25 protein-coding genes are annotated in these 24,344 nt (G+C 67.9%); 15 read left to right on the top strand and 10 right to left on the bottom strand.

Annotation, left to right across the window (positions count from 1 at the left end; genetic code table 11):
* Position 1 precedes the first annotated feature (1 nt).
* Both ABNQ39_RS10125 and ABNQ39_RS10120 read left to right on the top strand, forming a co-directional pair.
* Positions 2-1,021 carry an NAD(P)H-dependent glycerol-3-phosphate dehydrogenase gene (locus tag ABNQ39_RS10125; RefSeq protein ID WP_376957399.1) on the top strand — a complete coding sequence of 340 codons (1,020 nt, stop codon included), beginning with the start codon at positions 2-4 and terminating at the stop codon, positions 1,019-1,021.
* 149 nt (positions 1,022-1,170) lie between these two features.
* Positions 1,171-1,599: a DUF2141 domain-containing protein gene (locus tag ABNQ39_RS10120; protein ID WP_376957397.1), complete on the top strand. Its 429-nt coding sequence runs from the start codon at positions 1,171-1,173 to the stop codon at positions 1,597-1,599.
* A gap of 237 nt (positions 1,600-1,836) precedes the next feature.
* Here ABNQ39_RS10120 and ABNQ39_RS10115 read toward each other — a convergent pair whose 3' ends face one another.
* Positions 1,837-2,025, bottom strand: coding sequence for a hypothetical protein (locus ABNQ39_RS10115; protein ID WP_376957395.1), 189 nt, complete (start codon positions 2,023-2,025; stop codon positions 1,837-1,839).
* Positions 2,026-2,144: 119 nt separating this feature from the next.
* Positions 2,145-3,626, bottom strand: coding sequence for a sensor histidine kinase (locus ABNQ39_RS10110; RefSeq protein WP_376957393.1), 1,482 nt, complete (start codon positions 3,624-3,626; stop codon positions 2,145-2,147).
* Between the two features lie 130 nt (positions 3,627-3,756).
* On the opposite strand from ABNQ39_RS10110, the gene ABNQ39_RS10105 reads away from it, so the two are divergent.
* From ABNQ39_RS10105 to ABNQ39_RS10090, 4 genes are all read left to right on the top strand, one after another.
* Positions 3,757-4,071 carry a hypothetical protein gene (locus tag ABNQ39_RS10105; RefSeq protein ID WP_376957391.1) on the top strand — a complete coding sequence of 105 codons (315 nt, stop codon included), beginning with the start codon at positions 3,757-3,759 and terminating at the stop codon, positions 4,069-4,071.
* Positions 4,072-4,140: 69 nt separating this feature from the next.
* Positions 4,141-5,586 (top strand): D-glycero-beta-D-manno-heptose-7-phosphate kinase, encoded by a 1,446-nt coding sequence (gene rfaE1, locus ABNQ39_RS10100; protein WP_376957389.1) that lies wholly within the window; start codon positions 4,141-4,143, stop codon positions 5,584-5,586.
* 198 nt (positions 5,587-5,784) lie between these two features.
* Positions 5,785-5,994 (top strand): cold-shock protein, encoded by a 210-nt coding sequence (locus ABNQ39_RS10095; protein ID WP_098739051.1) that lies wholly within the window; start codon positions 5,785-5,787, stop codon positions 5,992-5,994.
* Between the two features lie 140 nt (positions 5,995-6,134).
* On the top strand, positions 6,135-6,548 hold the full coding sequence (locus tag ABNQ39_RS10090; protein ID WP_376957387.1) for a DUF6481 family protein: 414 nt from the start codon (positions 6,135-6,137) through the stop codon (positions 6,546-6,548).
* Positions 6,549-6,705: 157 nt separating this feature from the next.
* On the opposite strand, the gene ABNQ39_RS10085 is transcribed toward ABNQ39_RS10090, so the two are convergent.
* Entirely contained in the window at positions 6,706-6,864 is a 159-nt protein-coding gene (locus tag ABNQ39_RS10085) for an entericidin A/B family lipoprotein (protein ID WP_042692070.1), read from the bottom strand.
* Positions 6,865-7,042: 178 nt separating this feature from the next.
* Here ABNQ39_RS10085 and ABNQ39_RS10080 point away from each other — a divergent pair, with 178 nt between their 5' ends.
* Both ABNQ39_RS10080 and lpdA read left to right on the top strand, forming a co-directional pair.
* On the top strand, positions 7,043-7,630 hold the full coding sequence (locus tag ABNQ39_RS10080) for a Uma2 family endonuclease (RefSeq protein WP_376957384.1): 588 nt from the start codon (positions 7,043-7,045) through the stop codon (positions 7,628-7,630).
* A gap of 160 nt (positions 7,631-7,790) precedes the next feature.
* On the top strand, positions 7,791-9,188 hold the full coding sequence (gene lpdA, locus ABNQ39_RS10075) for a dihydrolipoyl dehydrogenase (RefSeq protein WP_376957382.1): 1,398 nt from the start codon (positions 7,791-7,793) through the stop codon (positions 9,186-9,188).
* A gap of 68 nt (positions 9,189-9,256) precedes the next feature.
* Here the strand turns inward: lpdA and ABNQ39_RS10070 are convergent, their stop codons facing one another.
* The 6 genes from ABNQ39_RS10070 to fsa all read right to left on the bottom strand — a co-directional run bounded on the left by ABNQ39_RS10070 (position 9,257) and on the right by fsa (position 15,175).
* Positions 9,257-9,883, bottom strand: a complete 627-nt coding sequence (locus ABNQ39_RS10070) for a nucleotidyl transferase AbiEii/AbiGii toxin family protein (RefSeq protein ID WP_376957380.1) — start codon at positions 9,881-9,883, stop codon at positions 9,257-9,259.
* Positions 9,795-10,199 (bottom strand): hypothetical protein, encoded by a 405-nt coding sequence (locus tag ABNQ39_RS10065; RefSeq protein ID WP_376957378.1) that lies wholly within the window; start codon positions 10,197-10,199, stop codon positions 9,795-9,797. The genes ABNQ39_RS10070 and ABNQ39_RS10065 overlap by 89 nt, the downstream gene beginning before the upstream one ends.
* Before the next feature lie 142 nt (positions 10,200-10,341).
* A complete protein-coding gene (locus ABNQ39_RS10060) occupies positions 10,342-12,522 on the bottom strand; it encodes a methyl-accepting chemotaxis protein (RefSeq protein WP_376957376.1) in 2,181 nt (726 codons plus the stop codon).
* Positions 12,523-12,831: 309 nt separating this feature from the next.
* The gene (locus ABNQ39_RS10055) at positions 12,832-13,782 is read right to left on the bottom strand and encodes a tyrosine recombinase XerC (protein WP_376957374.1); all 951 of its coding nucleotides are present in this window, start codon (positions 13,780-13,782) and stop codon (positions 12,832-12,834) included.
* Positions 13,779-14,501, bottom strand: a complete 723-nt coding sequence (locus ABNQ39_RS10050; protein ID WP_098739055.1) for a DUF484 family protein — start codon at positions 14,499-14,501, stop codon at positions 13,779-13,781. Before ABNQ39_RS10050 ends, ABNQ39_RS10055 begins: the two co-directional genes overlap by 4 nt.
* A 17-nt stretch (positions 14,502-14,518) precedes the next feature.
* On the bottom strand, positions 14,519-15,175 hold the full coding sequence (gene fsa, locus ABNQ39_RS10045) for a fructose-6-phosphate aldolase (protein WP_063635338.1): 657 nt from the start codon (positions 15,173-15,175) through the stop codon (positions 14,519-14,521).
* Between the two features lie 162 nt (positions 15,176-15,337).
* On the opposite strand from fsa, the gene ABNQ39_RS10040 reads away from it, so the two are divergent.
* On the top strand, positions 15,338-17,587 hold the full coding sequence (locus ABNQ39_RS10040; protein ID WP_428846393.1) for a primosomal protein N': 2,250 nt from the start codon (positions 15,338-15,340) through the stop codon (positions 17,585-17,587).
* A gap of 210 nt (positions 17,588-17,797) precedes the next feature.
* Positions 17,798-18,304 carry a cache domain-containing protein gene (locus ABNQ39_RS10035; protein ID WP_246307125.1) on the top strand — a complete coding sequence of 169 codons (507 nt, stop codon included), beginning with the start codon at positions 17,798-17,800 and terminating at the stop codon, positions 18,302-18,304.
* Between the two features lie 110 nt (positions 18,305-18,414).
* Here ABNQ39_RS10035 and ABNQ39_RS10030 read toward each other — a convergent pair whose 3' ends face one another.
* Positions 18,415-18,810, bottom strand: coding sequence for a hypothetical protein (locus tag ABNQ39_RS10030; protein WP_376957372.1), 396 nt, complete (start codon positions 18,808-18,810; stop codon positions 18,415-18,417).
* Between the two features lie 383 nt (positions 18,811-19,193).
* Here ABNQ39_RS10030 and ABNQ39_RS10025 point away from each other — a divergent pair, with 383 nt between their 5' ends.
* The 5 genes from ABNQ39_RS10025 to ABNQ39_RS10005 all read left to right on the top strand — a co-directional run bounded on the left by ABNQ39_RS10025 (position 19,194) and on the right by ABNQ39_RS10005 (position 24,333).
* A complete protein-coding gene (locus tag ABNQ39_RS10025; protein ID WP_098739058.1) occupies positions 19,194-19,763 on the top strand; it encodes a F0F1 ATP synthase subunit delta in 570 nt (189 codons plus the stop codon).
* Positions 19,763-21,292, top strand: a complete 1,530-nt coding sequence (atpA, locus tag ABNQ39_RS10020) for a F0F1 ATP synthase subunit alpha (protein WP_098739059.1) — start codon at positions 19,763-19,765, stop codon at positions 21,290-21,292. Before ABNQ39_RS10025 ends, atpA begins: the two co-directional genes overlap by 1 nt.
* 85 nt (positions 21,293-21,377) lie before the next feature.
* Entirely contained in the window at positions 21,378-22,262 is an 885-nt protein-coding gene (locus ABNQ39_RS10015) for a F0F1 ATP synthase subunit gamma (protein WP_376957369.1), read from the top strand.
* Between the two features lie 86 nt (positions 22,263-22,348).
* Entirely contained in the window at positions 22,349-23,770 is a 1,422-nt protein-coding gene (gene atpD / locus ABNQ39_RS10010; RefSeq protein ID WP_109048034.1) for a F0F1 ATP synthase subunit beta, read from the top strand.
* A 146-nt stretch (positions 23,771-23,916) separates the two neighbouring features.
* On the top strand, positions 23,917-24,333 hold the full coding sequence (locus tag ABNQ39_RS10005; RefSeq protein WP_109048033.1) for a F0F1 ATP synthase subunit epsilon: 417 nt from the start codon (positions 23,917-23,919) through the stop codon (positions 24,331-24,333).
* Positions 24,334-24,344: the final 11 nt, after the last annotated feature.

The following is a 24,344-nucleotide window of genomic DNA, read 5'->3' as shown; positions in this document are numbered from 1 at the left end:
CATGAGTGCCTTTTCCATCTCCTCCCTCAACCGCATCGGCGTCGTCGGTGGCGGCGCCTGGGGTACGGCGCTGGCGCTGGCGGCGTTGCGGGCCGGGCGCGAGACGCTGCTGTGGGCGCGCGAGCCGGCGGTGGTGGAGGCGATGAGCATCCGCCGCGAGAACCGCGATTACCTCCCCGGCGTGCCGCTGCCCGATGCGCTGCGGGTCACCGGCGAGCTGGCCGATCTCGGCGGCTGCGACGCGGTGCTGCTGGTATCGCCGGCCCAGCATGCGCGCAGCGTCACCGCGCGGATGGCGCCGGTTCTAAAGCCGGGGGCACCGGTCGTCGTCTGCGCCAAGGGAATCGAACTGGACAGCCACGCGCTGATGAGCGAGGCGGTGGCGGCATCGCTGCCGGCCGGCAATCCGGTGGCGATCCTGTCCGGTCCGACCTTCGCGGCGGAGGTGGCGCGCGGGCTGCCGACGGCGGTGACGCTGGCCTGTGCCGACGAGAAGCTGGGCACGGCGCTGGTCGCGGCGCTGGGCAGCCGCACCTTCCGGCCCTACCGCTCGGACGATGTCGTCGGCTCGCAGATCGGCGGGGCGGTGAAGAATGTGCTGGCCATCGCCTGCGGCGTGGTCGAGGGGCGGCGGCTGGGCGACAATGCGCGGGCGGCGCTGATCACCCGTGGGTTGGCGGAGATCACCCGGCTGGCGCTGGCGCTCGGCGGCCGGGCGGAGACGCTGATGGGGCTGTCGGGGCTGGGAGACCTGACGCTGACCTGCTCCAGCCTGCAATCGCGCAACATGTCGCTGGGGGCGGCGCTGGGCGAGGGCAAGGCGCTGGCCGAGATCCTGGCGGTGCGCCGGTCGGTGGCGGAGGGCGTCTATACCGCCGCCGCGGTGGTCGGGCTGGCCGGGAAGCTTGGCGTCGACATGCCGATCTGCGCCGCCGTCGACGCCATCCTGAATCGCGGCGCCGGGCTGGACGAGACCATCGACGGGCTGCTGTCCCGGCCCTTCCGCGGCGAAGGCGTTTAAGGGACGGAGAGATCTGCGGTCGTCATGGTCGCGTACTGTACCGCGGAGCACCCGGCCGGTCGGGTGCCGCCAGGGGAGAGCGGGGAATGACGGCACGGCGACGGTTCGCGCGTTGGTCCACAAGCTGGTCCATAAGTTGGTCCGCAAGGATGATCGCCCCGGTGACGCTGCTGGCGCTGGCCGCCATGGGATCGGGCGCGGGGACCGCTACGGCCGGGGAACTCCGCGCGACTGTCCGCAACGTCAAGCCCAACCAGGGCAAGGTGATGGTCGCGCTGTTCGACAGCGCCGAGGCGCAGAAGGCAAAGGCGCCGCGCGCCGGCTATTTCGCCGCGGCGCTGGGGACCGAGGTGCAGGTGGTGTTTCCGGATCTGCCGGCGGGGCGCTATGGGCTGATCGCCTTCCAGGATCTCGACAACAATGGGGAGATGGCGACCGGCCTGTTCGGCATCCCGGCCGAGCCGCACGGGTTCAGCCGCTCCGCCCGCGGCAGCTTCGGTCCACCGGGTTTCGACGATTATGCCGTGGCGGTCGGGGCCTCCGGCGTCGCGACGACGGAGATCCGGCTGGTCGAGTGACGGGCCGGCGGCGGCGTCCTCATACGTGCGCCACCAGGAACAGCAGCCGAGATCGACGACGGTCCGCGGCTTTGGGGAGAAGGGAAGCGCCGCCGTCAAATCCATGACGGGACGGCGGCGCAGGACATCGATGGTCGCAAAGGCGTTGGGGGTCGCCGTTGTGGCACCCGCTTCGTTGGGCGCCTGCCCCCGGGTGGTTCACCCGGCCTTCGCGTTACCGGTCGCTTGGCGCGACGGTCAGTGGGCGGAGCCCGGACGGTCGAAATAGCGGCCGATCGACGCGAAGATGAAGAGCACGCAGCCGAGGAAAACGATCAGGCCGCCGGCCGCGAAGGCTTCGTCCGCCGCGCGCGAGGAGGCGAGCAGCCCGACGAAGGCCATGATGCCGGCGAGGATGGGGTTGATCCAGAAGGAGAAGGCTTTCACGTCGCGGAGTCCTTTCAGAACAAGGCGTTGGCGGTGGGGAAGCGCCCGCCTCCCGCCCCGCCGGGCTGCTCGCGAACGCTTCGGCTTTGAAGGAATTCTGCGGGACGAACCCGGCAGAATCAATGCGACACAAACGACTTGTGCGCTGCAACGGCTACCGCACCGCGGTCCGCATTGCATTGCGGTATGTCAAGGGCGAAGGCCGTTCCGGCGGCGTCGCTTTCCACCAGCCGCAGCTCGCCGCCATGGGTGCGCAGCACCTCCCGCGCGATGGCGAGGCCGAGTCCGATCCCGCCGGCCCGCGCCGATCCGGCGAAGGGCTGGAACAGGTTCTCCCGCGCCCGCGGCGCCAGTCCGGGTCCATTGTCGGCGACGGTCAGGGTCAGCCGGTTTGCCGGTTCGGCCTGGATGGAAAGGCGCACCCGGTCGGCGCCGGCCTGCACCGCGTTGCGGCCGAGATTGACGAGTGCACGGCCAAGCTGGGCGGCATCGACCTGCGCCAGCGTGCCGGCGGGGACCTCGTTGACCCAATCCGCTTCGACCCGGCCGCCGTCGGGCCGGGCGGTGGCGAGAACCTCGGCCCCGACCTCCTCCACCAGCCGGCGCAGGTCCGTAGGCGCGGGAGAGAGCGGCAGGACGCCGTCGCGGGTGAAGGACAGGGTCTGGCTGCACAGTTCCACCGCCCGGTCGAGCGAGGCGACCAGCCGCGGCGTCACCCGCCGCACCTCCGGATCGGCGCTTTCGGTCAGCCGCTCCGACAGGAGGGAGGCGGTGGACAGGATGCCGCGCAGGTCGTGGTTGATCTTCGCCACCGCGGTGCCCAGCGTGGCGAGCCGCTCGCGCTGGCGCAGGGCGGCGCGCACCGTGCCCTGCATGGCGGCCAGCTCGCGCTCCGCCACGCCGATCTCGTCGGCGCGGGTGCCGGGCACCAGCGGTGGGGCGCCGTCGGGGTCGCGGCGGAAGGCGACCACTTCGGCGGTCAGGCGCCGCATCGGCCGCACCAGCAGGGCATGCAGGGTGACATAGACCAGGATCGCCGCGATCAGCGAGATGGCGACCGACACCGCCAGGATGCGGCGGGAGAAATCGAGCATGGCGTCGATCAGCGGACGCTCGTCCATCGTCACCTCGACGCGCTGGGCCGGGTCGTTGGGCGACCGGTCGATCACCCGGATCACCCGGTTGCGCTGCGGCCCGATGCCGCTGCCCAGAGCGCCTTCCAGGGCGAGCCACAGGGCGTTGCCGGCATCGACGAACTGCATGCCCATGCCGGTGCCGCGCAGGTCGTACACCGCATCGGCCTGCGGCGGCATCGGGCGCGACAGCATGTAGACGCGGGCGCCCGGCTGGATCAGGTCGATGACGTGGGTGCCGGTGTAGGCCAGCAGCTTCGCCTGAAGCTCCTTCGTCACCATCAGGTCGGGGGCCGCTTCCACCGACAGCGCCGCGATGTGGGCGGCGGCCAGCCGCTCCTCCAGGTAGCTCATCCGGAAGCGCGCGATGGAGGGGGCGTAGATCAGCACCTCCGCCAGCAGCACGAACAGGATGGTGAGCAGCAGAAGCTTGGCCGACAGGCTGGTCGCGACGGTGGGGCGGGGCATGGTGGCTCGCTGTGTGCCGGATGTGACGGCGGGCAGGACGCGTGACCTTACGCGCCGGACAGTCATCTACTACACTAAGCTGCCTTCAACGGCTCGGATGTCGGAAGGCGGCGGGAGCGGAGGACATGCGATGCGGAGCTTTCTGAAATACGAAGCGGTCGCCACCCTGGAGCGCAATGCGGCGCTGACCGCGGTCGCCGACGCGCTGGGGGCCGCCGGGGGCTGGATCGTCGACCACACGCTGTTCTCCGACGTCATGGCGACCGTCCGTTTCGCGCTGCCGGGCGACCGGACCGGACTGTTCGAGACCGCGCTGGCCGATGCCGGCCTCAGGGTCGAACCGGCCGCGGTGACTGCCGGTGCGGAGGAGGTGAACGGGGCGATCACCCTGACCTTCGCCCGTGGAACCGGCGATCTGCGCCGGGACGTTCCCGCTTTTTCCTGACGCCTCCATTCCGCACGGCGCAAACTTGTCCTCTGGCGTTACCGCTTTGGCGTTGGTAAGACAGGCGCCATGAGCGACCTTGCCCGTCACATCGACACCCTGTCGCGCGCCAACGTGCTGTGCCTTGGCGACGTGATGCTTGACCGTTTTGTCTATGGTTCGGTGGACCGGGTGTCGCCGGAGGCGCCGATCCCCGTCCTGCGCGTGGACCGCGAAGTGCCCAAGCTGGGCGGCGCCGGCAATGTCGCCGCCAATCTGGTGGCGCTGGAGGCGGACTGCCGCTTCGTCTCGGTGGTCGGGCGCGACGGCGTCGGCACCGATCTGCTGGCCCTGCTGCGGCGCGAGGGCGTCAGCGACGGCGCCATCGTGATGGAGGACGGGCGCCAGACCACGGTGAAGACCCGCTTCATCGCCGGCCAGCAGCAGCTTCTGCGCACCGACATCGAGACGGTGGTGCCGATCACCGTGACCGACCGCGTGCTGGAGCGGGTGCGCGACCTGCTGCCCGAGGTGGGCGGCGTCATCCTGTCCGATTACGGCAAGGGCGTGCTGACCGACGAGCTGGTGGTGGCGGTGATCGCCGCCGCGCGGCAGGCCGGGCGCACCGTGGTGGTCGATCCGAAGGGGCGCGACTACCGCCGCTATCGCGGGGCCGACATCGTCACGCCGAACCGCAAGGAGCTGATGGAGGCGACCGGCCTGCCGGCGCGCACCGACGAGGAGGTGATCGTCGCCGCCCGCCACCTGATCGCAACCTGTGGCATCGTCGCCGTCGTCGCCACCCGTAGCGAGCAGGGCATGTCGGTGGTGACGGCCGAGGATGCGGTGCATCTGCCGGCCGAGGCGCGCGAGGTGTTCGACGTGTCCGGCGCCGGCGACACCGTGGTGGCGACGCTGACCGCCGCGCTGTCGGTGGGGATCGATCTGGTCGATTCGGCGCGGCTTGCCAATCTGGCGGCCGGCATCGTGGTGGGCAAGGTCGGCACGGCGGTGGTCCGCTCGGCCGAACTGCTGTCCGGCCTGCACGAGCAGCAGTGGCGCCATGGCGAGGAAAAGGTGCTGACCCGTGACGCCGCGGCGGAACGGGCGGAGCGCTGGCGGCTGCGCGGCAAGCGGGTCGGCTTCACCAACGGCTGCTTCGACCTGCTGCACCCTGGCCATATCGCGCTGCTGAAGCAGGCCCGCGCCGCCTGCGACGTGCTGGTGGTCGGGCTGAACAGCGATGCGTCGGTGAAGCGGCTGAAGGGCGAAAGCCGGCCGGTCCAGAACGAGACGGCCCGCGCCACGGTTCTGGCGTCGTTGGGCTGCGTCGATCTGGTGGTGATCTTCGGCGAGGACACGCCGGAAATGCTGATCCACGCCCTGCGCCCCGACGTGCTGGTCAAGGGCGCCGACTACACCATCGCCACGGTGGTGGGGGCGGATTTCGTCCAGAGCTATGGCGGAAAAGTGGTGCTGGCCGAGCTGGTCCAGGGACAAAGCACGACCAACACGATCAAGCGTATGAAGGGCTGAGACGATCCGGCGCGCATGGCGGACCAGCGTCGTTTGTCGCTTGTAACCGTCCGATGCATGTCCTATCTGTGATTAGTCGACGTTGCTCTGGGCTTTGTTATTCTGATCCGTTCACACGGATTTGGGTCTCTTCCCCGAAGTGAAATTGATGCATCTGCGCAAACTCGCGTAGTGCAACGCCAGGAAGGGAACTGACCCATGGCTATCGGTACCGTCAAGTTTTTCAATTCGACCAAGGGCTTTGGCTTCATTCAGCCGGAAGACGGCACGCCCGACGTGTTCGTCCACATCTCCGCTGTCGAGCGCGCTGGCATCAGCAACCTTGGTGAAGGCCAGAAGCTGTCCTTCGACGCGATCCGCGATCCGCGCCGCGGCAAGGTTGCGGCCGAGAACCTGCGCGCGCTCTGAGCGCAGCAGGTTCGAAGGGAAAGGGCGGCTTCGGCCGCCTTTTTTTGTACCGGAATTCGGGAGCGCCGCAGCCGGGACCGTTTGTCCCTGGCGCCGCATCGCCATTTTTGGCGGCCTGTGCCCGGTACGGGATTTGTTCGATGGCCTGCCTTGTGGGCAAGGCCGACCTCACGAAATGGATGGATATGAACGGTTTTAAGAATGCAGGGCTTTCCGAGCGTCTGGCCACCGCGGCAGGCGCGAAAAAGGCGCTGTTGGAAAAGTTCAAGGCGCAGCCCGGGGTGAACGATCCGGTTTTCGCCGAGCGTGAGGAGGCCCGCCGGGCCATCCGCGTCGCCCGCGAGGCCCGCGAGGCTGAACGCAATGCCGCCCGCGATGCCCGCAAGGCCGCCGAACAGGAAGCGTTGAAGGCCGAACAGGAAGCGCAGGCCGCCCGCGAGGCGCTGGCGGTTCAGGAGCTTGCCGAGCAGGCCAAGCGCCAAGTGGCGACCGCAGCAGAGGCGAAAGCCGCCCGCGACGCCCGCTACGCCGCCCGCAAGGCCAGGAGCCGTTGAGGCGGATCGCGGGACGTCGGCAACCGATGAGGCCCGCGGCGCCGATCCTCTAACACAGCAATGGCCTCCCATGCGGTTCGGATCGAACGCATGGGAGGCCATTGCTTTTTGGGGTCGGCTCCGGGGGAGTTTCCCGGAGCCGCCGAAGGCTTCGGACTTACATCTTCTTCTGGACGTTGTCGGCGCCACGCTCGATGGCGCGGCCACCGGCCTGCACGTCCTGGCCGGCGCCCTCGACCGTGTTGCAGGCGGCCAGCGTGGTGCCCAGCAGGGTGCCCAGGACGGCGAGCAGGGCGAACTTCTTGATGGTGGTCATGGCGGTGGTCTCCGTTGCGGTGGCGCTGTGATGCCGATTTGAACGCAAGCGGGGCCGTAAAGGTTTCCGGAATCGGAAGGGGAGGGGCCTTGCGCAAAAGGGGTGCCCTTCGCTTCCATGCCGGAATGGACTACATTGGCACTGTTCCCGAACGCCATCGTCCGGATCGGAGACCGCCATGCCGCTCGCCCGCCGCTTCACCCCGCTGACGACCGTCGAGGAATTCCTGGCGATGGAGTTCCGGGACGACGCCCGGTATGAACTCGTCGACGGCGGGATCGTCGGGCAGGGCCATCCCAGCCGGGCGCACAGCACCCTGCAAGGCGCGCTGACACGCCGGATCGGCAATTCGCTGGAAGACCGGAACCGCCGCACCGGCCAATCTTGTGTCGTTTTGCCGGAAGCCGGCGTCCGCCCGCATTTCGACCCGACGCACAATTACCGGGTCGCCGACCTTGCCGTGACCTGCGAGCCCTTCGACCCGGACATCCCCTACACCACCGCCCCGGTGCTGCTGGTGGAGATCCTGTCGCCGACGGAGGAGAAGGCGCAGCGTGCCAAGCTGCATGCCTATGCCGCCATGCCGTCGGTGCGCGAGATCCTGTTCCTCGACTCCCGGACCATCCGGGCGGAACTGCACCGCCGCGATTCGGACAATCTCTGGCCCGCCGCACCCGAGGTGCTGGAGGAGGAGGGGAGGCTGGTGCTGGAGACCGCCGGCCTCGACATGCCGCTGGCGGAGCTTTACCGCGACCTCGGGTTCTGAGCGCCGTCCATTGGGCAACCCTGCCTCCAGAGACGAAGTGTCCCGTTGCCACGGGGCGTGAGCGCGGGCATAAATCGCCCCGCGGATGATCCCGCGCGCCCTCCCCGCTGGATGGGACGGCTTTTGGCAACGAGCAAGAATGGCGAAAGGAAAGCCTCTCATGGCTGAAAGCACTTTTGACGTCGTTGTGATCGGCGGCGGCCCCGGCGGGTATGTCTGCGCGATCCGCGCGGCGCAGCTCGGCTTCAAGGTCGCCTGCGTCGAGAAGCGGGGGACGCTGGGCGGCACCTGCCTGAACGTCGGCTGCATCCCGTCCAAGGCTCTGCTGGCGGCGTCGGAGAAGTTCGAGGAAGCGGCCCACGGCCTCGCCAAGTTCGGCATCAAGGTCGGCGGCGTCGAACTCGACCTGCCGGGCATGCAGGCGCACAAGGACAAGGTCGTCAAGGACAACGTCACCGGCATCGAGTTCCTGTTCAAGAAGAACAAGATCGCCTGGCTGAAGGGTGCCGGCAAGATCACCGCCGCCAACACCGTCGAGGTCGAGGGCGTCGGCGCCATCACCGCGTCGAAGGCGATCGTCATCGCCACCGGGTCGGACGTGACCCCGCTGCCGGGCATCGCCATCGACGAGAAGCGCGTGGTGTCCTCCACCGGCGCCCTGTCGCTGCCGGAGGTGCCGAAGCATCTGGTCGTCATCGGCGGCGGCGTGATCGGGCTGGAGCTGGGCTCGGTCTGGGGCCGTCTGGGCGCCAAGGTGACGGTGGTCGAGTATCTCGACCGCGTGCTGCCGACCATGGACAACGAGCTGTCCAAGCAGGCCCAGCGCATCTTCGCCAAGCAGGGCATGGACTTCAAGCTGAGCACCAAGGTGACCGGCGCGTCCGTGACCGGGACCGGCGTGACCCTGACGGTCGAGCCCGCCGCCGGCGGCGACGCGCAGACCATCGAGGCTGACGCCGTCCTGGTCGCCATCGGCCGCCGCCCCTACACCGAGGGCCTCGGCCTGGAGGCGGTGGGCGTCGAGCTGGAGCGCGGCCGCGTCAAGATCGACGGCCATTTCCAGACCAACGTGCCGGGCATCTACGCCATCGGCGACGTGGTCGAAGGCCCGATGCTGGCCCATAAGGCCGAGGAAGAGGGTGTGGCGCTGGCAGAGCAGCTGGCCGGCCAGAAGAGCCACGTCAACCACGACCTGGTTCCCGGCGTCGTCTACACCTGGCCGGAAGTCGCCGCCGTCGGCAAGACCGAGGAGCAGCTGAAGGCCGCGGGCGTCGCCTACAAGGCCGGCAAGTTCCCGTTCACCGCCAACGGCCGCGCGCGTGCCGGCGGCAACACCGACGGCTTCGTGAAAATCCTGTCGGATGCCGCCACCGATCAGGTGCTGGGCGTCCACATGATCGGCCCGAACGTGTCGGAGATGATCGGCGAGCTGGTGCTGGCCATGGAGTTCAGCGCATCCGCCGAAGACGTCGCCCGCACCTGCCACGCCCACCCGACTTTGTCGGAAGCGGTCAAGGAAGCGGCCCTGGCGGTGGACGGCCGTCCGCTGCACATCTGATCGGCTTTTCGACCTGACTGCTGGTGGCGAGCGCCCTCTCCCGCATGCGCGGGAGAGGGCGTTTCGTTTCAGGCATGTGCCGGGCGACCGGATTTGAGGAAGGACAGTGCCCGTTCCGCAGCTTCGCGCGTCATGTAACGCTGCCCGCCGGCGGTTGGATTGATGTCGGTCGCCGCCGCGTCGGCATAATCCGGAACCAGCCGCTCGACCCGGTCGATGACCTTGTCCAGGCGATCCTCCACTTCAGGCAGGCAGGTTGCCAAGCCGGCGGGATCCCGGTCGAGCACCGCCGCCAGATCGAAGAGATCGCGGATCTTGAAGGAAGATGGCGGATAGAAAATCTTCTTGATCGCGATTTCCCATGGCGTTTCGATCAGGATTTCTTCGCCATCGAACGTCCAGGGACGTGTCGGAGTCTCCGTGCGCCGCCCGGCGACGATGAAGTCGATTTCGCCGCCTTCCAGATTGAGTTTGAGGTAGTTGCCCGGATATTCGAACCCACGCCCCGCCAGCAGTGCGCGGGTGGTCGCGTTGCGTGCTGGGGTCAGGTCTCGCAGCACGTCGGAGTCACGGACGAAGATGTCGATGTCGTAGCTGACGCGGTGGTCATACTGGACGGCGAGCGCAGTGCCGCCGAAGCTCCAGCGCGGTCTGTCCGGGAGCGACCGTAGCAGACGGAGGGCGTCCGCGAGCAAGGCAGGTCAGCGTGAGGGCGGCCATTTCCTCGATCCAGGGATGGCTTCTTCCATCGGTCACGCCCCATATATCAGCCGCCCGGTCCAGCTGATCGAAATCCACCACGCCGGCCAGCACCAGATCGTGCAGCGCCTCGATCGACACCTCGTCGAACAGGGCTTCGATGTGCGGGCGCCAACGCGGATCGGGGCGGTCGGCGCCGAGGCAGTCGAGCAACGTCGCCTCGTCCATCGCGGCCGGACGGGGGGCGTTGATCGTGCCAAGCACGAGGGCAACAGCCCGGCGGGCCCGCTCCGACAGCGTCACGTCCGACATTTCCATCTCCGGCCAGCGGCCCATAGTGTGGGGAGATGGCGAAGGGGCGTCAACAGCCGGAACGGCGGCGGGCGGCAAAGGCGGCGGATGGCAAGGGCTCCCCCGCCCTCCGGCAGGGGAGCCCGTCTGCACGTGCAGCCCGTCACGCCGCGCGGATGGTCGACAGGAAGCCGTTCACCGCGGTGCGCAGGCGGCCGGCGTCGCCGGCAAGCTGGCCGGAGACCGACAGGACGTTCTCGGCGGAATGGCCGGCCTCGACGGCGGCGCTGCGGACGTCGGCGATGGTCTTCGTCACCTCCTGGGTGCCGCTGGCGGCCTGCTGGACATTGCGGGCGATCTCGGCGGTGGCGGAGCCCTGTTCCTCCACCGCGGCGGCGATGGCGGTGGAGATCTCGTCGATCTGGGCGATGATGCCGCCGATGCCCTTGATCGCGCCGGCGGTCTCGCCGGTGACCCGCTGCATGCCGGTGACGTGGCCGGCGATCTCCTCCGTCGCCTTGGCGGTCTGGCTGGCGAGGCTCTTCACCTCCTGGGCCACCACGGCGAAGCCCTTGCCAGCCTCTCCGGCGCGGGCGGCCTCGATGGTGGCGTTCAGCGCCAGCAGGTTGGTCTGGCTGGCGATGTCTTGGATCAGCTGTACCACCGTGCCGATCTTCTCCGCCGCCTCTGTCAGGCTCAGGACCTGGCCGTTGGCCTGCTGGGCCGCCTCCACCGCCTCGCGGGCGATCTGGGCGGACCGGTTGACGCTTTCGCCGATCTCCTGGATCGAGGCCGACAGCTCCTCCGTCGCGCTGGCGACGGTCTGCACGTTGCTGCTGGCGTCCTGGGAGGCGTTGGCGACCACGCCGGCCTGCTGGCTGGTCTGGGTCGCGGTGGCGGTCATCGTCTGGGCGGTGCCGGTCATCGACTGTGCGGCGCGGTCGACGCCGTCCACCACGTTCATCACCTGGGCTTCCAGAGTGTCGGCCAGTTGCAGCATGGCCTTGCGGCGCTCGGCATCGGCCCTGGCTTGATCCTCCGCCCGCTGGTCGATCATCCGCTTCAACTCGGCCATCATCTTGCGCAGGGCCTCGGCCAGCGCGCCGACCTCGTCGGACTGCCGGATGTCCAGCGTCTGGTCGAAGCGTCCGGCGGCGATGCCCTCGGCGAAGGCGACGCTGGCGCGGATCGGCCGGGCGACGCCGCCGGCGACCATCCACATCACCGCGACGGCACCGAGCGCGACCAGGGCACCGACGGAGACCTGCCAGAGGATGTTGGAATTGGCCCGCTCCCCAAGCTCCGTGGACAGCGCCATGCCGTCAGCCAGCACGATGTCCTTCGGCACTTGGACCAGCACGGCCCACGGCTTCTCGGTGTTGCCGAGCGTGATGGGAGCGAAGCTGCGCAGCATGTTGGTGGAGGCTTCGATATCGACATGCGGCTTGCCCGCCTGGACGCTCGCCAGATCGGCCTGCCAGGAGGCGTCGAAGGTGGAGATCGACTGGCCGATCAGGTCGGGCCGGGCGCTGTGGGCGACGATCAAACCCATGTTGCTGATGATGACAACCTGGCTGCGGCCGTTGAACACCGCGGCGCTGACCTTCGTCGACAGCTGCTGGACGAAGTCGAGGTTGAAGTCGGCGCCGGCCACGCCGCGGAACTTGCCGCCGATGACCACCGGAACCGACAGGGTCGCCAGGAACACCTGTTTGCCCTGCACGATGTAGGGCAGGGGGTCGAGCACGCTTTCCCGCCCGGTCTCCTGCGGGCCGATGTACCAGCCGCCCTTCGTCACGCCGTTGGGGTGACGGTCGCGGCTGTCGTACTCGACCAGCGGCTGCATGGCGATGCGGCCGTTCTGGTCGCGGTTCCAGTAGGGGATGAAGCGGCCGGTGGCGTCGGTTCCGGTCTCGCGGCGTCCCCGGAACTCCTCGTCCCGGCCATCGAGCGCGTCGGGCTCCCAGGCCGAATAGGTGCCGTTGAACAGCGGGTTGCGCTTCAGCACCGACAGCAGCACGCCGTTGAAGGCCTCACGCCGCCGGTCCAGCGGAACATTGCCGGGCGCCCCGTCGTCGGCGAGGCTGGAGAAGCCGCTTGCCATTGCCCGTGCGGCGTTCAGCGCGGTGTCGAACTCCGACCGCAGCAATCCGGCCTGGGTGGCGGCGAGATTCTGCAGGGACTCCGTCGTCTTGCTTTCGAGGATCCGTTCGACGTTCCCGGTGACGAACTCATTGCTTGAGCGGGTCGACAATACGGCGAAGCCGACCAGCACGGCGACGGTGCCTGCCAGGCAGAAGCCCGACAGCACTGCAATCTTCGATTGGATGGATTTCGTCTGCATAAAGTCTTTCCCCCGTCTTCGCCACATGGATGGAGGGAACTGTCGATCTTCAAAATTAATGGTAGGTTAACGAGAATTAAGGGGTCAAATCTCGTCTTTCGGCCTTAAGTATTATCTCCGAGCTGTTCTGTCAGATAATTTAAAGAATTTGGCGGAGGAGGTTTGAAAGTCTTAGAAAGTAATTTTGTTTCAATTGAGGGATTCTATCGTGAGCGTCGGCATTCAGCTTGCTGCCCCACGGCGCGTAACGCCGACATAAGCCTAGAAATGAATACCCCAATATGCACAGGCGCTTAGAGGCGGCGAGCGTCAGCCTTTGCGCGCCCGCGGATGGGCATTGCGGTACACATTCATCAGCTGCTCGTTCTCGACATCCGTATAGCGCTGGGTCGTGGAGAGCGACGCGTGGCCGAGCAGATCCTGGATGGCGCGCAGGTCGCCGCCGTCCGCCAAAAGGTGGGTCGCGAAACTATGCCGCAGGGCGTGCGGGGTGGCGCTGTCCGGCATGCCCATCAGGGCGCGCAGTTTCTGCATCTGGTGCTGGGCGACGCTGGCGTTCAGCCGGCCGCCGCGGGTGCCGACGAACAGGGGGCCGTCGGGCGCGAGCGTAAAGGGGCAAGACTCGATATAGGCGCGCACCGCGTCCGTCACCGCCGGCAGGACGGGGATCATGCGGTCCTTGCGCCCCTTGCCGGTGACGCGCAGCGTGTCGCCCAGCGGGGCGTCCTTGCGCGCCAGCCCCAGGGCTTCGGAGATGCGCAGGCCGCAGCCGTAGAGCAGGGTGAACAGGGCGCGGTCGCGCTTGCCGATCCAGGGCTCCTCGCGGTCGCGCTCGGCCTCCTCCAGCAGGCGGTCGGCGTCGATCTCGGTCAGCGGGCGCGGGGCGGGGCGCTTGACCTTCGGGGTCGCCAGCGTGGCGACGGCGGGGTTGTGCAGCCGGCCGCTGCGGTCCAGCCAGCGGAACAGGTTGCGCACCGACGCCAGCTTGCGCGCCCGGCTGGCCCCGACCAGCCCGTCCATCGCCAGCCGGGACATCCAGGCGCGGAAATCCACCGCCTTCAGGTCGCCCAGATCGTTGAGCGAGGGCGGCGAGCCGCCGCGGAATTCGGTGAGGAAGCGCAGGAACTCTCCCACATCGGCGGTGTAGGCCGACAGGGTGTGGCGGGAGACCGCCTTCTCGCTCTCCATCCAGCGCCGCCAGTGAGCGAGCGCATCCTGGACATCGGGCTTGGCGGAAAAACCCAGAACTGGTTCGGTCACGCCGGCAGCTCCAGCCAGCCGCGGATCACCCGCTCGATCACGCGGGCGAGGAAGCCGACCAGCTCGGTACCCTGGCCGCTGTGGAAGGTGTCGGGTTCGCGACTGCCGAAGGCGAGCAGCCCGTCGGGCGTCTCGCTGGAGACCTGGATGCGGATCAGCGCCTCCGACCGGACGAGGCCGGCGCCGGGACCGTAGATCTCTGGATCGCCCTGGATGTCGGTGTTCAGCACCACGTCGGCGCGGCCCAGCCGGTCGGCGATGGCGCCCGGCTCCACCACCCGCACGCCGGAGCGGTGGACATGGGGGATGTCGGTACCGTTGGATTCGATGACCAGACAGGCGACGTCGAGGTCGAGCAGGACCGCGAGGTCGGTGGTGATGGTCTGGATCAGCTGTTCGAAGCTCTGGGCATCGAGCAGGAACAGAACCGCGGCATGGATGCGGTTCTGGCTGTTCAGGTTGGCCCGGCTGGTGCCGATCAGCTCGCGCTGCTGGTCCTTGAGGGTGCGGACCTCGGCGCGCAGCCGGTCGACCATGAAGGCCTGGAGGTCCACCACCCCACGCCCGCGGTCGAGCGACGGCGGGGTCAGATGGTGGACCAGATCGGCGTTCTGGGCCAGGAAGTCCGGGTGGGTCCGCAGATAGGCGCGCACATCCTCCGAAGAGAGCGTCGACGCCTGACGCGGGGGGTGGCCCGGTTCGCGGCCCCTGTCGGCCATGATCGCTCCGGCCCGCCTTACAGGATCGACTGGCCGGTCTTCTTCCAGTCCTCGACGAACTGGGAGAGACCCTTGTCGGTCAGCGGGTGGTTGAACAGCTGCTTCAGCACCGACGCCGGCGCGGTCACGACATGGGCGCCCAGGCGGGCGGCCTTGACGATGTGCATCGGGTTGCGGATCGAGGCGACCAGCACCTCGGTCTTGAAGGCGTCGTAATTGTTATAGATCTCGCAGATGTCCTTGATGATGCCCATACCATCCTGGCCGATGTCGTCCAGGCGGCCGACGAAGGGCGACACGAAGCTGGCGCCGGCCTTGGCCGCCAGGATCGCCTGGGCGGGGGAGAAGCACAGCGTGACGTTGACCATCGTCCCTTCGGACGAGATGATCTTGCAGACCTTCAGGCCGGCCGGGGTCAGCGGCACCTTCACCGCGACGCGGTGGGAGATCTTGGCGATCTTGTGGGCCTCGGCGAGCATGGTCTCGAAGTCGGTGGACGCCACCTCGGCGCTGACCGGACCGTTGACCACGTCGCAAATCTCGGCCACGAGGTCGAGGAATTGACGGCCGGACTTGGCGATCAGGGAGGGGTTGGTGGTAACACCGTCCAGCAGACCGGTATCGGCCAGATCGCGGATCTCGGCGATGTCGGCGGTGTCGACGAAGAACTTCATGACGAAGGGTCCATGCTTGCTGATGTTGACCGGAACCGGCCGCGCCGGAAAGCTGACCGACGCGCCGTCCCGCCCGGTGCCCGGGACATGAGGCCACTCTAGCCGATGCGTTCGATTTCCGCCAGTTCCGCCCCGGGCTTTCAGGGGGATCTTCTTGGGGACGTGCCCGAAACGGGGCAGCCCGAAGGCGATTCCGCGGCAAATTCCGCGGATTTCCCGGCGAAGCCGCAGCAGCGCGGGTCGGACCGCCGCGTCGCCGTGCTGCTGCCGCTGCCCCTGCGCGAGGCCTACGACTACCGCGTGCCCGACGGAATGGAGCTGGTTCCCGGCGATTTCGTCGAGGTGCCGCTGGGGCCGCGCCGGCTGATCGGCGTGGTCTGGGGTCCCGGCGCCGGGACGGTGGAGTCCGGCCGGCTGAAGGCGGTGGTGCGCCGGTTCGACGTGCCGCCGATGACAGAGGTCGGCCGCCGCTTCGTCGAATGGGTCGCCGCCTACACCATGACGCCGCCGGGCTTCGTCCTGCGCATGGCGGTCAGCGTGCCGTCGGCGCTGGAGCCGCCCAAGCCGATGCTGGCCTATCTGCGCAAGCCGGATGCGGAACCGCCACCCGGCTTCAAGATGACCGACCCGCGCAAGCGCATCCTGGCCCTGCTGATGGATGGGCCTCCGCGCACACCGGCGGAGCTGGCCGAGGAGGCCGGCTGCGGCGTGACGGTGGTGCGCGGGCTGGCCGAGGCCGGGCTGCTCGACCCGGTGATGCTGCAACCGACGCGGCTCGGCCGGCCGGACTGGCGCCGGCCCGGACCGACCCTGTCGGCGAACCAGCAGGGGGCGGCCGACGATCTGCGCGAGCGGGTGACCTCGGGATGCTATTCCACGGTCCTGCTCGACGGCGTCACCGGATCGGGCAAGACGGAGGTCTATTACGAGGCGATCTCCGCGGCGCTGGAGCAGGGCAAACAGGCGCTGGTTCTGCTGCCCGAGATCGCGCTGTCGGCCCAGTGGCTCGACCGCTTCGCCCGCCGCTTCGGCGCGCCGCCGGCGGAATGGCATTCGGAACTGACCGGGGCGCAGCGCCGCGACACATGGCGCGCGGTGTCGAAGGGCGAGGTGCCGGTGGTGGTGGGCGCCCGCTCGGCGCTGTTCCTGCCCTATCCCGATTTGGGCGTCATCATCGTCGATGAGGAGCACGACTCCGCCTACAAGCAGGAAGAGGGGGCGATCTACCATGCCCGCGACATGGCGGTGGCGCGGGCGCATCTCGGCGGGCTGCCGATCGTGCTGGTGTCGGCCACGCCGTCGCTGGAGACCAAGGTCAATGCCGACAGCCACCGCTATGCCCGGATCGAGCTGCCGTCCCGCCATGGCGGCGCCGTGCTGCCCGATGTCGAGTTGGTCGATCTGCGGCGCGACCGCCCTCCGGCCCGGCACTGGCTGGCGCCCAGCCTGCGCAAGGCGCTGACCGACACACTGGCCGGCGGCGAACAGGCGATGCTGTTCCTGAACCGCCGCGGCTATGCCCCGCTGACCCTGTGCCGCGCCTGCGGCCACCGCATGCAGTGCCCGAACTGCACGGCGTGGCTGGTCGAGCACCGGCTCGCCCGCAAGCTGCAATGCCACCATTGCGGTTTGCAGCAGCCCTTGCCCCATGCCTGCCCGGACTGCGGCGAGGAAGGGACGATGGCCGCCTGCGGTCCCGGCGTGGAGCGCATTGCCGAAGAGGTGGCGGAGCTGTTCCCCGACGCCCGCGCCGCCATCATGGCGTCCGACACCCTGCACGGCCCGCGCGCCATCCAGGAGATGGTGGAGAGCATCGGCCGGCACGAGCTGGACATCATCATCGGCACCCAGGTGATGGCCAAGGGCCACCATTTCCCGATGCTGACGCTGGTCGGGGTGGTCGATGCCGATCTGGGGCTGAACGGCGGCGACCTGCGGGCGGCGGAGCGCACCTACCAGCTGCTGCATCAGGTGGCGGGACGGGCCGGGCGCGGCGAACGGCCGGGCCGGGTGATGTTGCAGACCTTCATGCCCGAACATCCGGTGATGCAGGCGCTGGCCGCCGGCGACCGCGACGGCTTTTATCAGCTGGAGGCGGAGATGCGGCTGGAGGCCGGCATGCCGCCCTTCGGCCGGCTGGCGGCGCTGATCGTGTCGGGCGAGGACCCGACGCTGGTGGAGCGGGTGGCGATGGCGCTGGGCCGTGCGGCACCGCGCAGCGACACCGTCCATATATTGGGGCCGGCCCCGGCGCCGCTGGCGCTGCTGCGCGGACGGCACCGCCGCCGCCTGCTGATGAAGGCGCCGCGCAGCACCCAGGTTCAGCCGCTGATCGCGGAGTGGCTGGACCGGGTGGAGATCCCGCCGGCCATCCGCGTGCAGATCGATGTCGATCCCTACAGCTTCCTTTAGGTGCGGTTAAGGCGACCGGACCAAGCTGCGGCGAATTGACACGATGCGATCCTGTGGGCGATCCGGCATGGCACCTGTGACGTTTGGTCCATTGCACAGCGCGGGACATGGTATTACCACGGCAGGGATGGTTCCGAATCGAAACATCCCTGTCGGGATGAAACCCGCGGAGCCAAACGTCACAGGGACAGGGTCGGGCTGATGGTCGGCATGCTCTCCAAGCTTCGTCTGCGCGTTCAGCGGCAAACCCTGCTGACCGTGCTGCCGGTTCTTCTGCTGCTGGTGGTCATCGCGTTCGCCGCCGGCGCTCCGGCCCGCACCCGCGGCACCGACGCCGAGGCGCTGACGATGATCGACCGTGCCCAGCAGCTGCTGGAGCGGATCGGTCCGGACGCGGCGGCCGAAGCGTTTGCCGGCCATGATAGCGCTTTCACCGACCGCGACCTCTACCCGATGCTGCTGGACGACAAGGGGGTGATGGTCGCCCATGGCTGGACCGCGACGCTGAACGGGTCGAACCTGAACGAGCTGCACGACATCGAGGGCAAGCCCTTCATCCGCGAGGCGCTGGACGGGGTGGCGCGCGACGGACGGACCGACGTCACCTATCGCTGGATCGATCCGCTGACGGGACAGGTCGCGCGCAAGACGATGCACGCCCGCCGTCTGGTGCTGAACGGCAAGCCATACATGCTGGCGGTTGGCGTCTATCGCTGAGGTGGCTCGTATCGCCGAGGTGTTTGTGAAACCGGTGCGGCGGGTTGCCGCACGTCACTTTTTTACATGGTGAAATTTCAGGGCGGCCGCCGGTCTTGGCCTGAGGCGGGTCAGAAAGCCCGCGGGCGGCGCGGGCGCCAGATCGACAGGCAGTCCGCGGCGCTGTCGCCGGCGCCGATGCCGTACCAGCCCGACCGGTCGTGGAAGGACAGGCTGTAGCGGCCCTTGGCGTCGCGTTCGAAGCGGAAGACGGGGCGGTCCACCTCGGGCAGCAGCACCAGAAGACGGTCGTGATCGCGTCCCGACTCGCGCAGCACACCGACCCAATGACCGTCGCGAATCTTCGGTTCGGCCACGGTGGCGAAGGCATCCATATCGTCCGGGGTAAAGCGGGCGCGGCAGAACTGGATGACGGTCGCCCCGCGCTCTTCCCCGCGGGAGCCGGCGCCGGCGGCGGTGTCCGCGTCGGCAGTCGCAACAGTGTCGGTCGTCGGCTGGATGGTCATCGCGGATAAGGTCCCTGGTCGCCTGGAGCGGCTGCGGCGGGGCAAAGTGACGGGAAACCAAGGTCGGATCGCCCACCCGCGCGGTTCCGGCCGACCGTGGATCAGATTGGTTAACCTTGAATTAAACAGGCAATAGGGCCACATCGAAGTCACAGCCGGTATGACCAGTCGAGAGCGACTCGAGTCATTGGCGAGCGCAGTTGCGACCAATGATTCCGCAGTTGCTCAAAACGCCGCAGCCAAATTGTCCAGACCCCGTTGCGTGGGCGCGATTCCTGTGATATTGGACCGCTCGCTTTCGCGGCCGGGGTGTTTGTGCCTCGGGTTGACACCCTATAAGGCCGCCGAATTCACCGTCTACCGAACTCAATTCGAGGGATCAGGTGGCATCCGAAGGAACAGGCGTATCCGAACTCGCCGCGCGTTACTCCATCGCGCTGTTCGAGCTTGCGGACGAAAATCAGGCGTTGGACACGGTCGCGAGCGATCTGACCACGCTGAAGCAGATCCTGGCCGAGAGCGCTGACCTCCGTCGCCTCGTCCGCAGCCCCGTCATCAGCCGCGCCGATCAGGGCAAGGCCATGGCCGCTGTCCTGGACAGCGCCGGCGTGTCCGATCTGACCAAGCGCTTCATCGGGCTGGTGGCGGCCAACCGCCGCCTGTTCTCGATCGACGGCATGATCGAAGGCTTCCTGGCCGAACTGGCCCGGCGCCGCGGCGAGGTCACGGCGCAGGTCACCTCGGCCCAGCCGCTGAGCGATGCCCAGCGCAACGCCGTCATCGACGCGCTCAAGGCGTCCATCGGTTCCAAGGTGCTGGTGAACACCTCCGTCGATCCGGAGTTGATCGGCGGCATGATCGTTAAGTTCGGCTCGCGCATGGTCGATACCTCGGTGCGAACGAAGCTGAACAAATTGCAACTCGCCATGAAGGCCTCAGGGGGATCAGTCTGATGGATATCCGCGCCGCAGAAATCTCTGCGATCCTCAAGCAGCAGATCGCGAATTTCGGGACCGAGGCGGATGTCGCCGAGGTTGGTCAGGTCCTGTCGGTGGGTGACGGCGTCGCCCGCGTGCACGGCCTGGACAACGTCCGCGCCGGCGAAATGGTCGAGTTCCCGGGTGGCCTGCAGGGTATGGCGCTGAACCTCGAGACCGACAATGTCGGCATCGTGATCTTCGGCGACGACCGCGGCATCAAGGAAGGCGACACCGTCAAGCGCACCGGCACCATCGTCGACGTTCCGGTCGGCCGTGGCCTGCTGGGCCGCGTCGTGGACGGTCTGGGCAACCCGATCGACGGCAAGGGCCCGCTGGTCGACGTCACCCGCACCCGCGTGGAAGTGAAGGCCCCCGGCATCATCCCGCGCAAGTCGGTGCACGAGCCGATGCAGACCGGCCTGAAGGCCGTCGACAGCCTGGTTCCGATCGGGCGCGGCCAGCGCGAGCTGATCATCGGTGACCGTCAGACCGGCAAGACCGCCGTCGTCATCGACACCTTCCTGAACCAGAAGCCGATCAACCAGGGCGACGACGAGAGCAAGAAGCTCTACTGCATCTACGTCGCCGTCGGCCAGAAGCGCTCCACCGTCGCCCAGATCGTCAAGACCCTGGAAGACGCCGGCGCCATGGAATACTCCATCGTCGTCGCCGCCACCGCGTCGGAGCCGGCTCCACTGCAGTTCCTGGCGCCGTACACCGGCTGCACGATGGGCGAGTATTTCCGCGACAACGGCATGCACGCCCTGATCGTGTACGACGATCTGTCCAAGCAGGCCGTCGCCTACCGCCAGATGTCGCTGCTGCTCCGCCGTCCGCCGGGCCGCGAAGCCTACCCGGGCGACGTGTTCTACCTCCACAGCCGCCTGCTGGAGCGCGCCGCCAAGATGGGCGACGCCCATGGCAACGGTTCGCTGACCGCCCTGCCGGTCATCGAAACCCAGGCCGGCGACGTGTCCGCCTACATCCCGACCAACGTGATCTCGATCACCGACGGTCAGATCTTCCTGGAAACCGGCCTGTTCTACAAGGGCATCCGCCCCGCCATCAACGTCGGTCTGTCGGTGAGCCGCGTCGGTTCCGCCGCCCAGATCAAGGCGATGAAGCAGGTCGCCGGCACCATCAAGATGGAACTCGCGCAGTACCGCGAGATGGCTGCCTTCGCCCAGTTCGCCTCGGACCTCGACGCCTCGACCCAGCGCCTGCTGGCCCGTGGCGCCCGTCTGACCGAGCTGCTGAAGCAGGGCCAGTTCCAGCCGCTGCCGGTTGAAGAGCAGGTCGTGTCGATCTTCGCCGGCGTGAAGGGCTACCTGGACGCCATCAAGGTCGAGGACGTCAACCGCTTCGAGGCCAAGTTCCTGTCGGAAATCCGCGCCAAGGGCGCCGATATCCTGGCGGCGATCCGCACCGACAAGCAGATCACCTCGGCGACCGAAGAGAAGCTGAAGGCTTTCCTCGACGGCTTCGCCAAGGTCTTCGCCTGACCGACCGCGCGCGGGGGCGGGAAACCGCCCCCCACCGTCTTAAAGACGGTCACGGAACGACCTCGAGCGGAATTGAAGGGCCGGCATGCCTAACCTCAAGGACCTAAAGAACCGGATCGCGAGCGTCCAGTCGACGCGCAAGATCACCTCGGCCATGAAGATGGTTGCGGCTTCCAAGCTGCGCCGCGCCCAGGAGCAGGCGGAAGCCAGCGGTCCCTACGCGGAGCGTATGGGCCGGATGCTGTCGTCCCTGGCCGCCAACGTGCAGGACAGCGGCAACGGGCCGAAGCTGATGACCGGGACGGGCGCCGACAAGGTGCATCTGCTGGTCGTCATCAGCTCCGACCGCGGTCTGTGCGGCGCCTTCAACGGCTCCATCGTCCGCGAGGCCAAGCGCCAGATCACGCGCCTGCAGGGCGAGGGCAAGACCGTCAAGGTGCTGACCGTCGGCCGCAAGGGCCGCGACCAGCTGCGCCGCGAGTTCGCCTCGCTGATCGTCGAGAGCTACGAAGATGTCGGCCGCCGCCGGCTCGGCTTCAGCGACGCCGACATGGTGGCGACGAAGGTGCTGGCGATGTACGACGCCGGCGAGTTCGACGTCTGCTCGGTCGTCTTCAACAAGTTCAAGTCGGCGATCTCCCAGATCGTCACGGTTCAGCAGCTCATTCCGTTCGCCGTCCCCGGCGAGGCGGTCGCGGCTACCGACGAGGTGAAGCCGCTCTATGAGTTCGAGCCGGACGAGGAGCAGATCCTCGCCGAACTGCTGCCGCGCAACCTGTCCATCCAGATCTACCGCGCCCTCCTGGAGAGCGCCGCGTCCGAGCAGGGCGCACGGATGACCGCGATGGACAACGCGACGCGCAACGCCGGCGACATGATCAACAAGCTGACGATCACCTACAACCGGACGCGCCAGGCCTACATCACCAAGGAGCTGATCGAGATCATCTCCGGTGCCGAGGCCCTGTAACGGCGGCATCCGACCCGTAGGGTCAAGCCCATTTGCGCCGGCGACGGCATACCGACACTTACCGAGTTCCTAGGGAGCTTTACTCCATGGCCACCACCAATTCTGTCGGCAAGATCACGCAGGTCACGGGCGCCGTCGTGGACGTGCAGTTCAACGGCGACCTGCCGGCGATCCTGAACGCCCTGCACACCCAGAACGACGGCAAGACCCTCGTTCTGGAAGTGGCGCAGCACCTGGGCGAGAGCACGGTCCGCACCATCGCCATGGACAGCACCGACGGTCTGGTGCGTGGCTCGGAAGTGACGGACACCGGCAACCCGATCGCCGTGCCGGTCGGTCCGGAGACGCTCGGCCGCATCATCAACGTCATCGGCGAGCCGATCGACGAGCGCGGCGCCGTCAACGCCGCCCGCACCCTGCCGATCCATCGTCAGGCCCCGGACTTCGTCGACCAGTCGACGGACGCCGAAGTGCTGATCACCGGCATCAAGGTCATCGACCTGCTGGCCCCCTACGCCAAGGGCGGCAAGATCGGCCTGTTCGGCGGCGCCGGCGTCGGCAAGACCGTGACGATCATGGAGCTGATCAACAACGTCGCCAAGGCGCACGGCGGTGTGTCGGTGTTCGCCGGCGTGGGTGAGCGTACCCGCGAGGGCAACGACCTCTACCACGAGATGATCGAGTCGGGCGTCATCAAGCTCGACGGCCCGGGCTCCAAGGTGGCCCTGGTGTACGGCCAGATGAACGAGCCGCCGGGCGCCCGCGCCCGCGTCGCGCTGAGCGGCCTGACGCTCGCGGAATACTTCCGCGACGAGGAAGGCCAGGACGTGCTGTTCTTCGTGGACAACATCTTCCGCTTCACGCAGGCCGGTTCGGAAGTGTCGGCCCTGCTGGGCCGCATCCCGTCGGCGGTGGGCTATCAGCCGACGCTGGGCACCGACATGGGCGCCCTGCAGGAGCGCATCACCTCGACCAAGAAGGGCTCGATCACCTCGGTGCAGGCCATTTACGTGCCCGCCGACGATCTGACCGACCCGGCCCCGGCCGCCTCCTTCGCCCACCTGGACGCCACCACGGTGCTGTCGCGCTCGATCGCCGAAATGGCCATCTTCCCGGCCGTGGACCCGCTCGACTCGACCAGCCGCATCCTCGACCCGCGTGTCGTCGGTGAGGAGCACTACGGCGTCGCCCGTTCGGTGCAGAAGGTTCTGCAGACCTACAAGTCCCTGCAGGACATCATCGCCATCCTGGGCATGGACGAGCTGTCGGAAGAGGACAAGCTGGTCGTCGCCCGCGCCCGCAAGATCCAGCGCTTCCTGTCGCAGCCGTTCCACGTCGCCGAGGTGTTCACCGGCACGCCGGGCGTGCTGGTCCCGCTGGAAGAGACCATCAAGGGCTTCAAGGGCATCGTGAACGGCGACTACGATCACCTGCCGGAGGCCGCCTTCTACATGGTCGGCACCATCGACGAGGCGATCGCCAAGGCCAAGAAGCTGGCCGCCGCCTGATCCCACACCAGGGATTGCGGCATTCCGACCCGGCCCCATCGCCCTTGTGACGAGGCGTGAGACGGCCGGGCGGAAATCGACATCAGCACACCCCCTCCCCCCGTCAGCGGGGGAGGGGGTTCCTATGAAGAGGCACCAGGAAACCCATGGCCGATAAAGTCGAATTCGAGCTGGTCTCGCCGGAAAAGCTGCTGAAGTCGCAGCCCGTGGACATGGTCGTGGTGCCGGGTTCGGAAGGCGATTTCGGCGTCCTCGCCGGTCATTCGCCGATGATCTCGACCGTGCGTCCGGGTGTCATCGACGTCTATGAGGGCGACCGCATCGTCGACCGCGTCTTCGTCGCCGGTGGTTTCGCCGAGGTCACCGAGGCCCGCTGCACCGTCCTGGCCGAGGAAGCGGTTGCGCTGACCGACCTGGACCGCGCCGCGGTCGAGAAGCAGATCAAGGACCTGTCCGAGGATCTGGACGACAGCAAGTCCGATGCCGAGCGGGCCGCCGCCGAGTCCAAGCTGGCCGTCGCGCGTGCCAAGCTGGATGCGCTGAGCCAGGGCTCCGCTCACTGAGCGGTAGCGGC

The organism is Azospirillum sp. A26 (assembly GCF_042604635.1).
Taxonomy (GTDB): Bacteria; Pseudomonadota; Alphaproteobacteria; order Azospirillales; family Azospirillaceae; genus Azospirillum; species Azospirillum palustre.
Note: the sequence above shows the minus strand (reverse complement) of the source record. Positions and strands in the feature narration are given on the sequence as shown.

What these genes read in the sequence shown, in the direction of transcription:
- rfaE1 (WP_376957389.1), top strand. Translation starts at nt 4,141, where the DNA reads ATGAGCGACCTTGCCCGTCACATCGACACCCTGTCGCGCGCCAACGTG.
- lpdA (WP_376957382.1), top strand. Translation starts at nt 7,791, where the DNA reads ATGGCTGAAAGCACTTTTGACGTCGTTGTGATCGGCGGCGGCCCCGGC.
- ABNQ39_RS10095 (WP_098739051.1), top strand. Translation starts at nt 5,785, where the DNA reads ATGGCTATCGGTACCGTCAAGTTTTTCAATTCGACCAAGGGCTTTGGC.
- ABNQ39_RS10120 (WP_376957397.1), top strand. Translation starts at nt 1,171, where the DNA reads ATGATCGCCCCGGTGACGCTGCTGGCGCTGGCCGCCATGGGATCGGGC.
- ABNQ39_RS10035 (WP_246307125.1), top strand. Translation starts at nt 17,798, where the DNA reads ATGCTCTCCAAGCTTCGTCTGCGCGTTCAGCGGCAAACCCTGCTGACC.
- ABNQ39_RS10050 (WP_098739055.1), bottom strand. Translation starts at nt 14,501, where the DNA reads ATGGCCGACAGGGGCCGCGAACCGGGCCACCCCCCGCGTCAGGCGTCG.
- atpD (WP_109048034.1), top strand. Translation starts at nt 22,349, where the DNA reads ATGGCCACCACCAATTCTGTCGGCAAGATCACGCAGGTCACGGGCGCC.
- ABNQ39_RS10030 (WP_376957372.1), bottom strand. Translation starts at nt 18,810, where the DNA reads ATGACCATCCAGCCGACGACCGACACTGTTGCGACTGCCGACGCGGAC.
- ABNQ39_RS10060 (WP_376957376.1), bottom strand. Translation starts at nt 12,522, where the DNA reads ATGCAGACGAAATCCATCCAATCGAAGATTGCAGTGCTGTCGGGCTTC.
- ABNQ39_RS10085 (WP_042692070.1), bottom strand. Translation starts at nt 6,864, where the DNA reads ATGACCACCATCAAGAAGTTCGCCCTGCTCGCCGTCCTGGGCACCCTG.
- ABNQ39_RS10110 (WP_376957393.1), bottom strand. Translation starts at nt 3,626, where the DNA reads ATGCCCCGCCCCACCGTCGCGACCAGCCTGTCGGCCAAGCTTCTGCTG.
- ABNQ39_RS10090 (WP_376957387.1), top strand. Translation starts at nt 6,135, where the DNA reads ATGGCCTGCCTTGTGGGCAAGGCCGACCTCACGAAATGGATGGATATG.
- fsa (WP_063635338.1), bottom strand. Translation starts at nt 15,175, where the DNA reads ATGAAGTTCTTCGTCGACACCGCCGACATCGCCGAGATCCGCGATCTG.
- ABNQ39_RS10080 (WP_376957384.1), top strand. Translation starts at nt 7,043, where the DNA reads ATGCCGCTCGCCCGCCGCTTCACCCCGCTGACGACCGTCGAGGAATTC.
- ABNQ39_RS10105 (WP_376957391.1), top strand. Translation starts at nt 3,757, where the DNA reads ATGCGGAGCTTTCTGAAATACGAAGCGGTCGCCACCCTGGAGCGCAAT.
- atpA (WP_098739059.1), top strand. Translation starts at nt 19,763, where the DNA reads ATGGATATCCGCGCCGCAGAAATCTCTGCGATCCTCAAGCAGCAGATC.
- ABNQ39_RS10125 (WP_376957399.1), top strand. Translation starts at nt 2, where the DNA reads ATGAGTGCCTTTTCCATCTCCTCCCTCAACCGCATCGGCGTCGTCGGT.
- ABNQ39_RS10005 (WP_109048033.1), top strand. Translation starts at nt 23,917, where the DNA reads ATGGCCGATAAAGTCGAATTCGAGCTGGTCTCGCCGGAAAAGCTGCTG.
- ABNQ39_RS10015 (WP_376957369.1), top strand. Translation starts at nt 21,378, where the DNA reads ATGCCTAACCTCAAGGACCTAAAGAACCGGATCGCGAGCGTCCAGTCG.
- ABNQ39_RS10065 (WP_376957378.1), bottom strand. Translation starts at nt 10,199, where the DNA reads ATGTCGGACGTGACGCTGTCGGAGCGGGCCCGCCGGGCTGTTGCCCTC.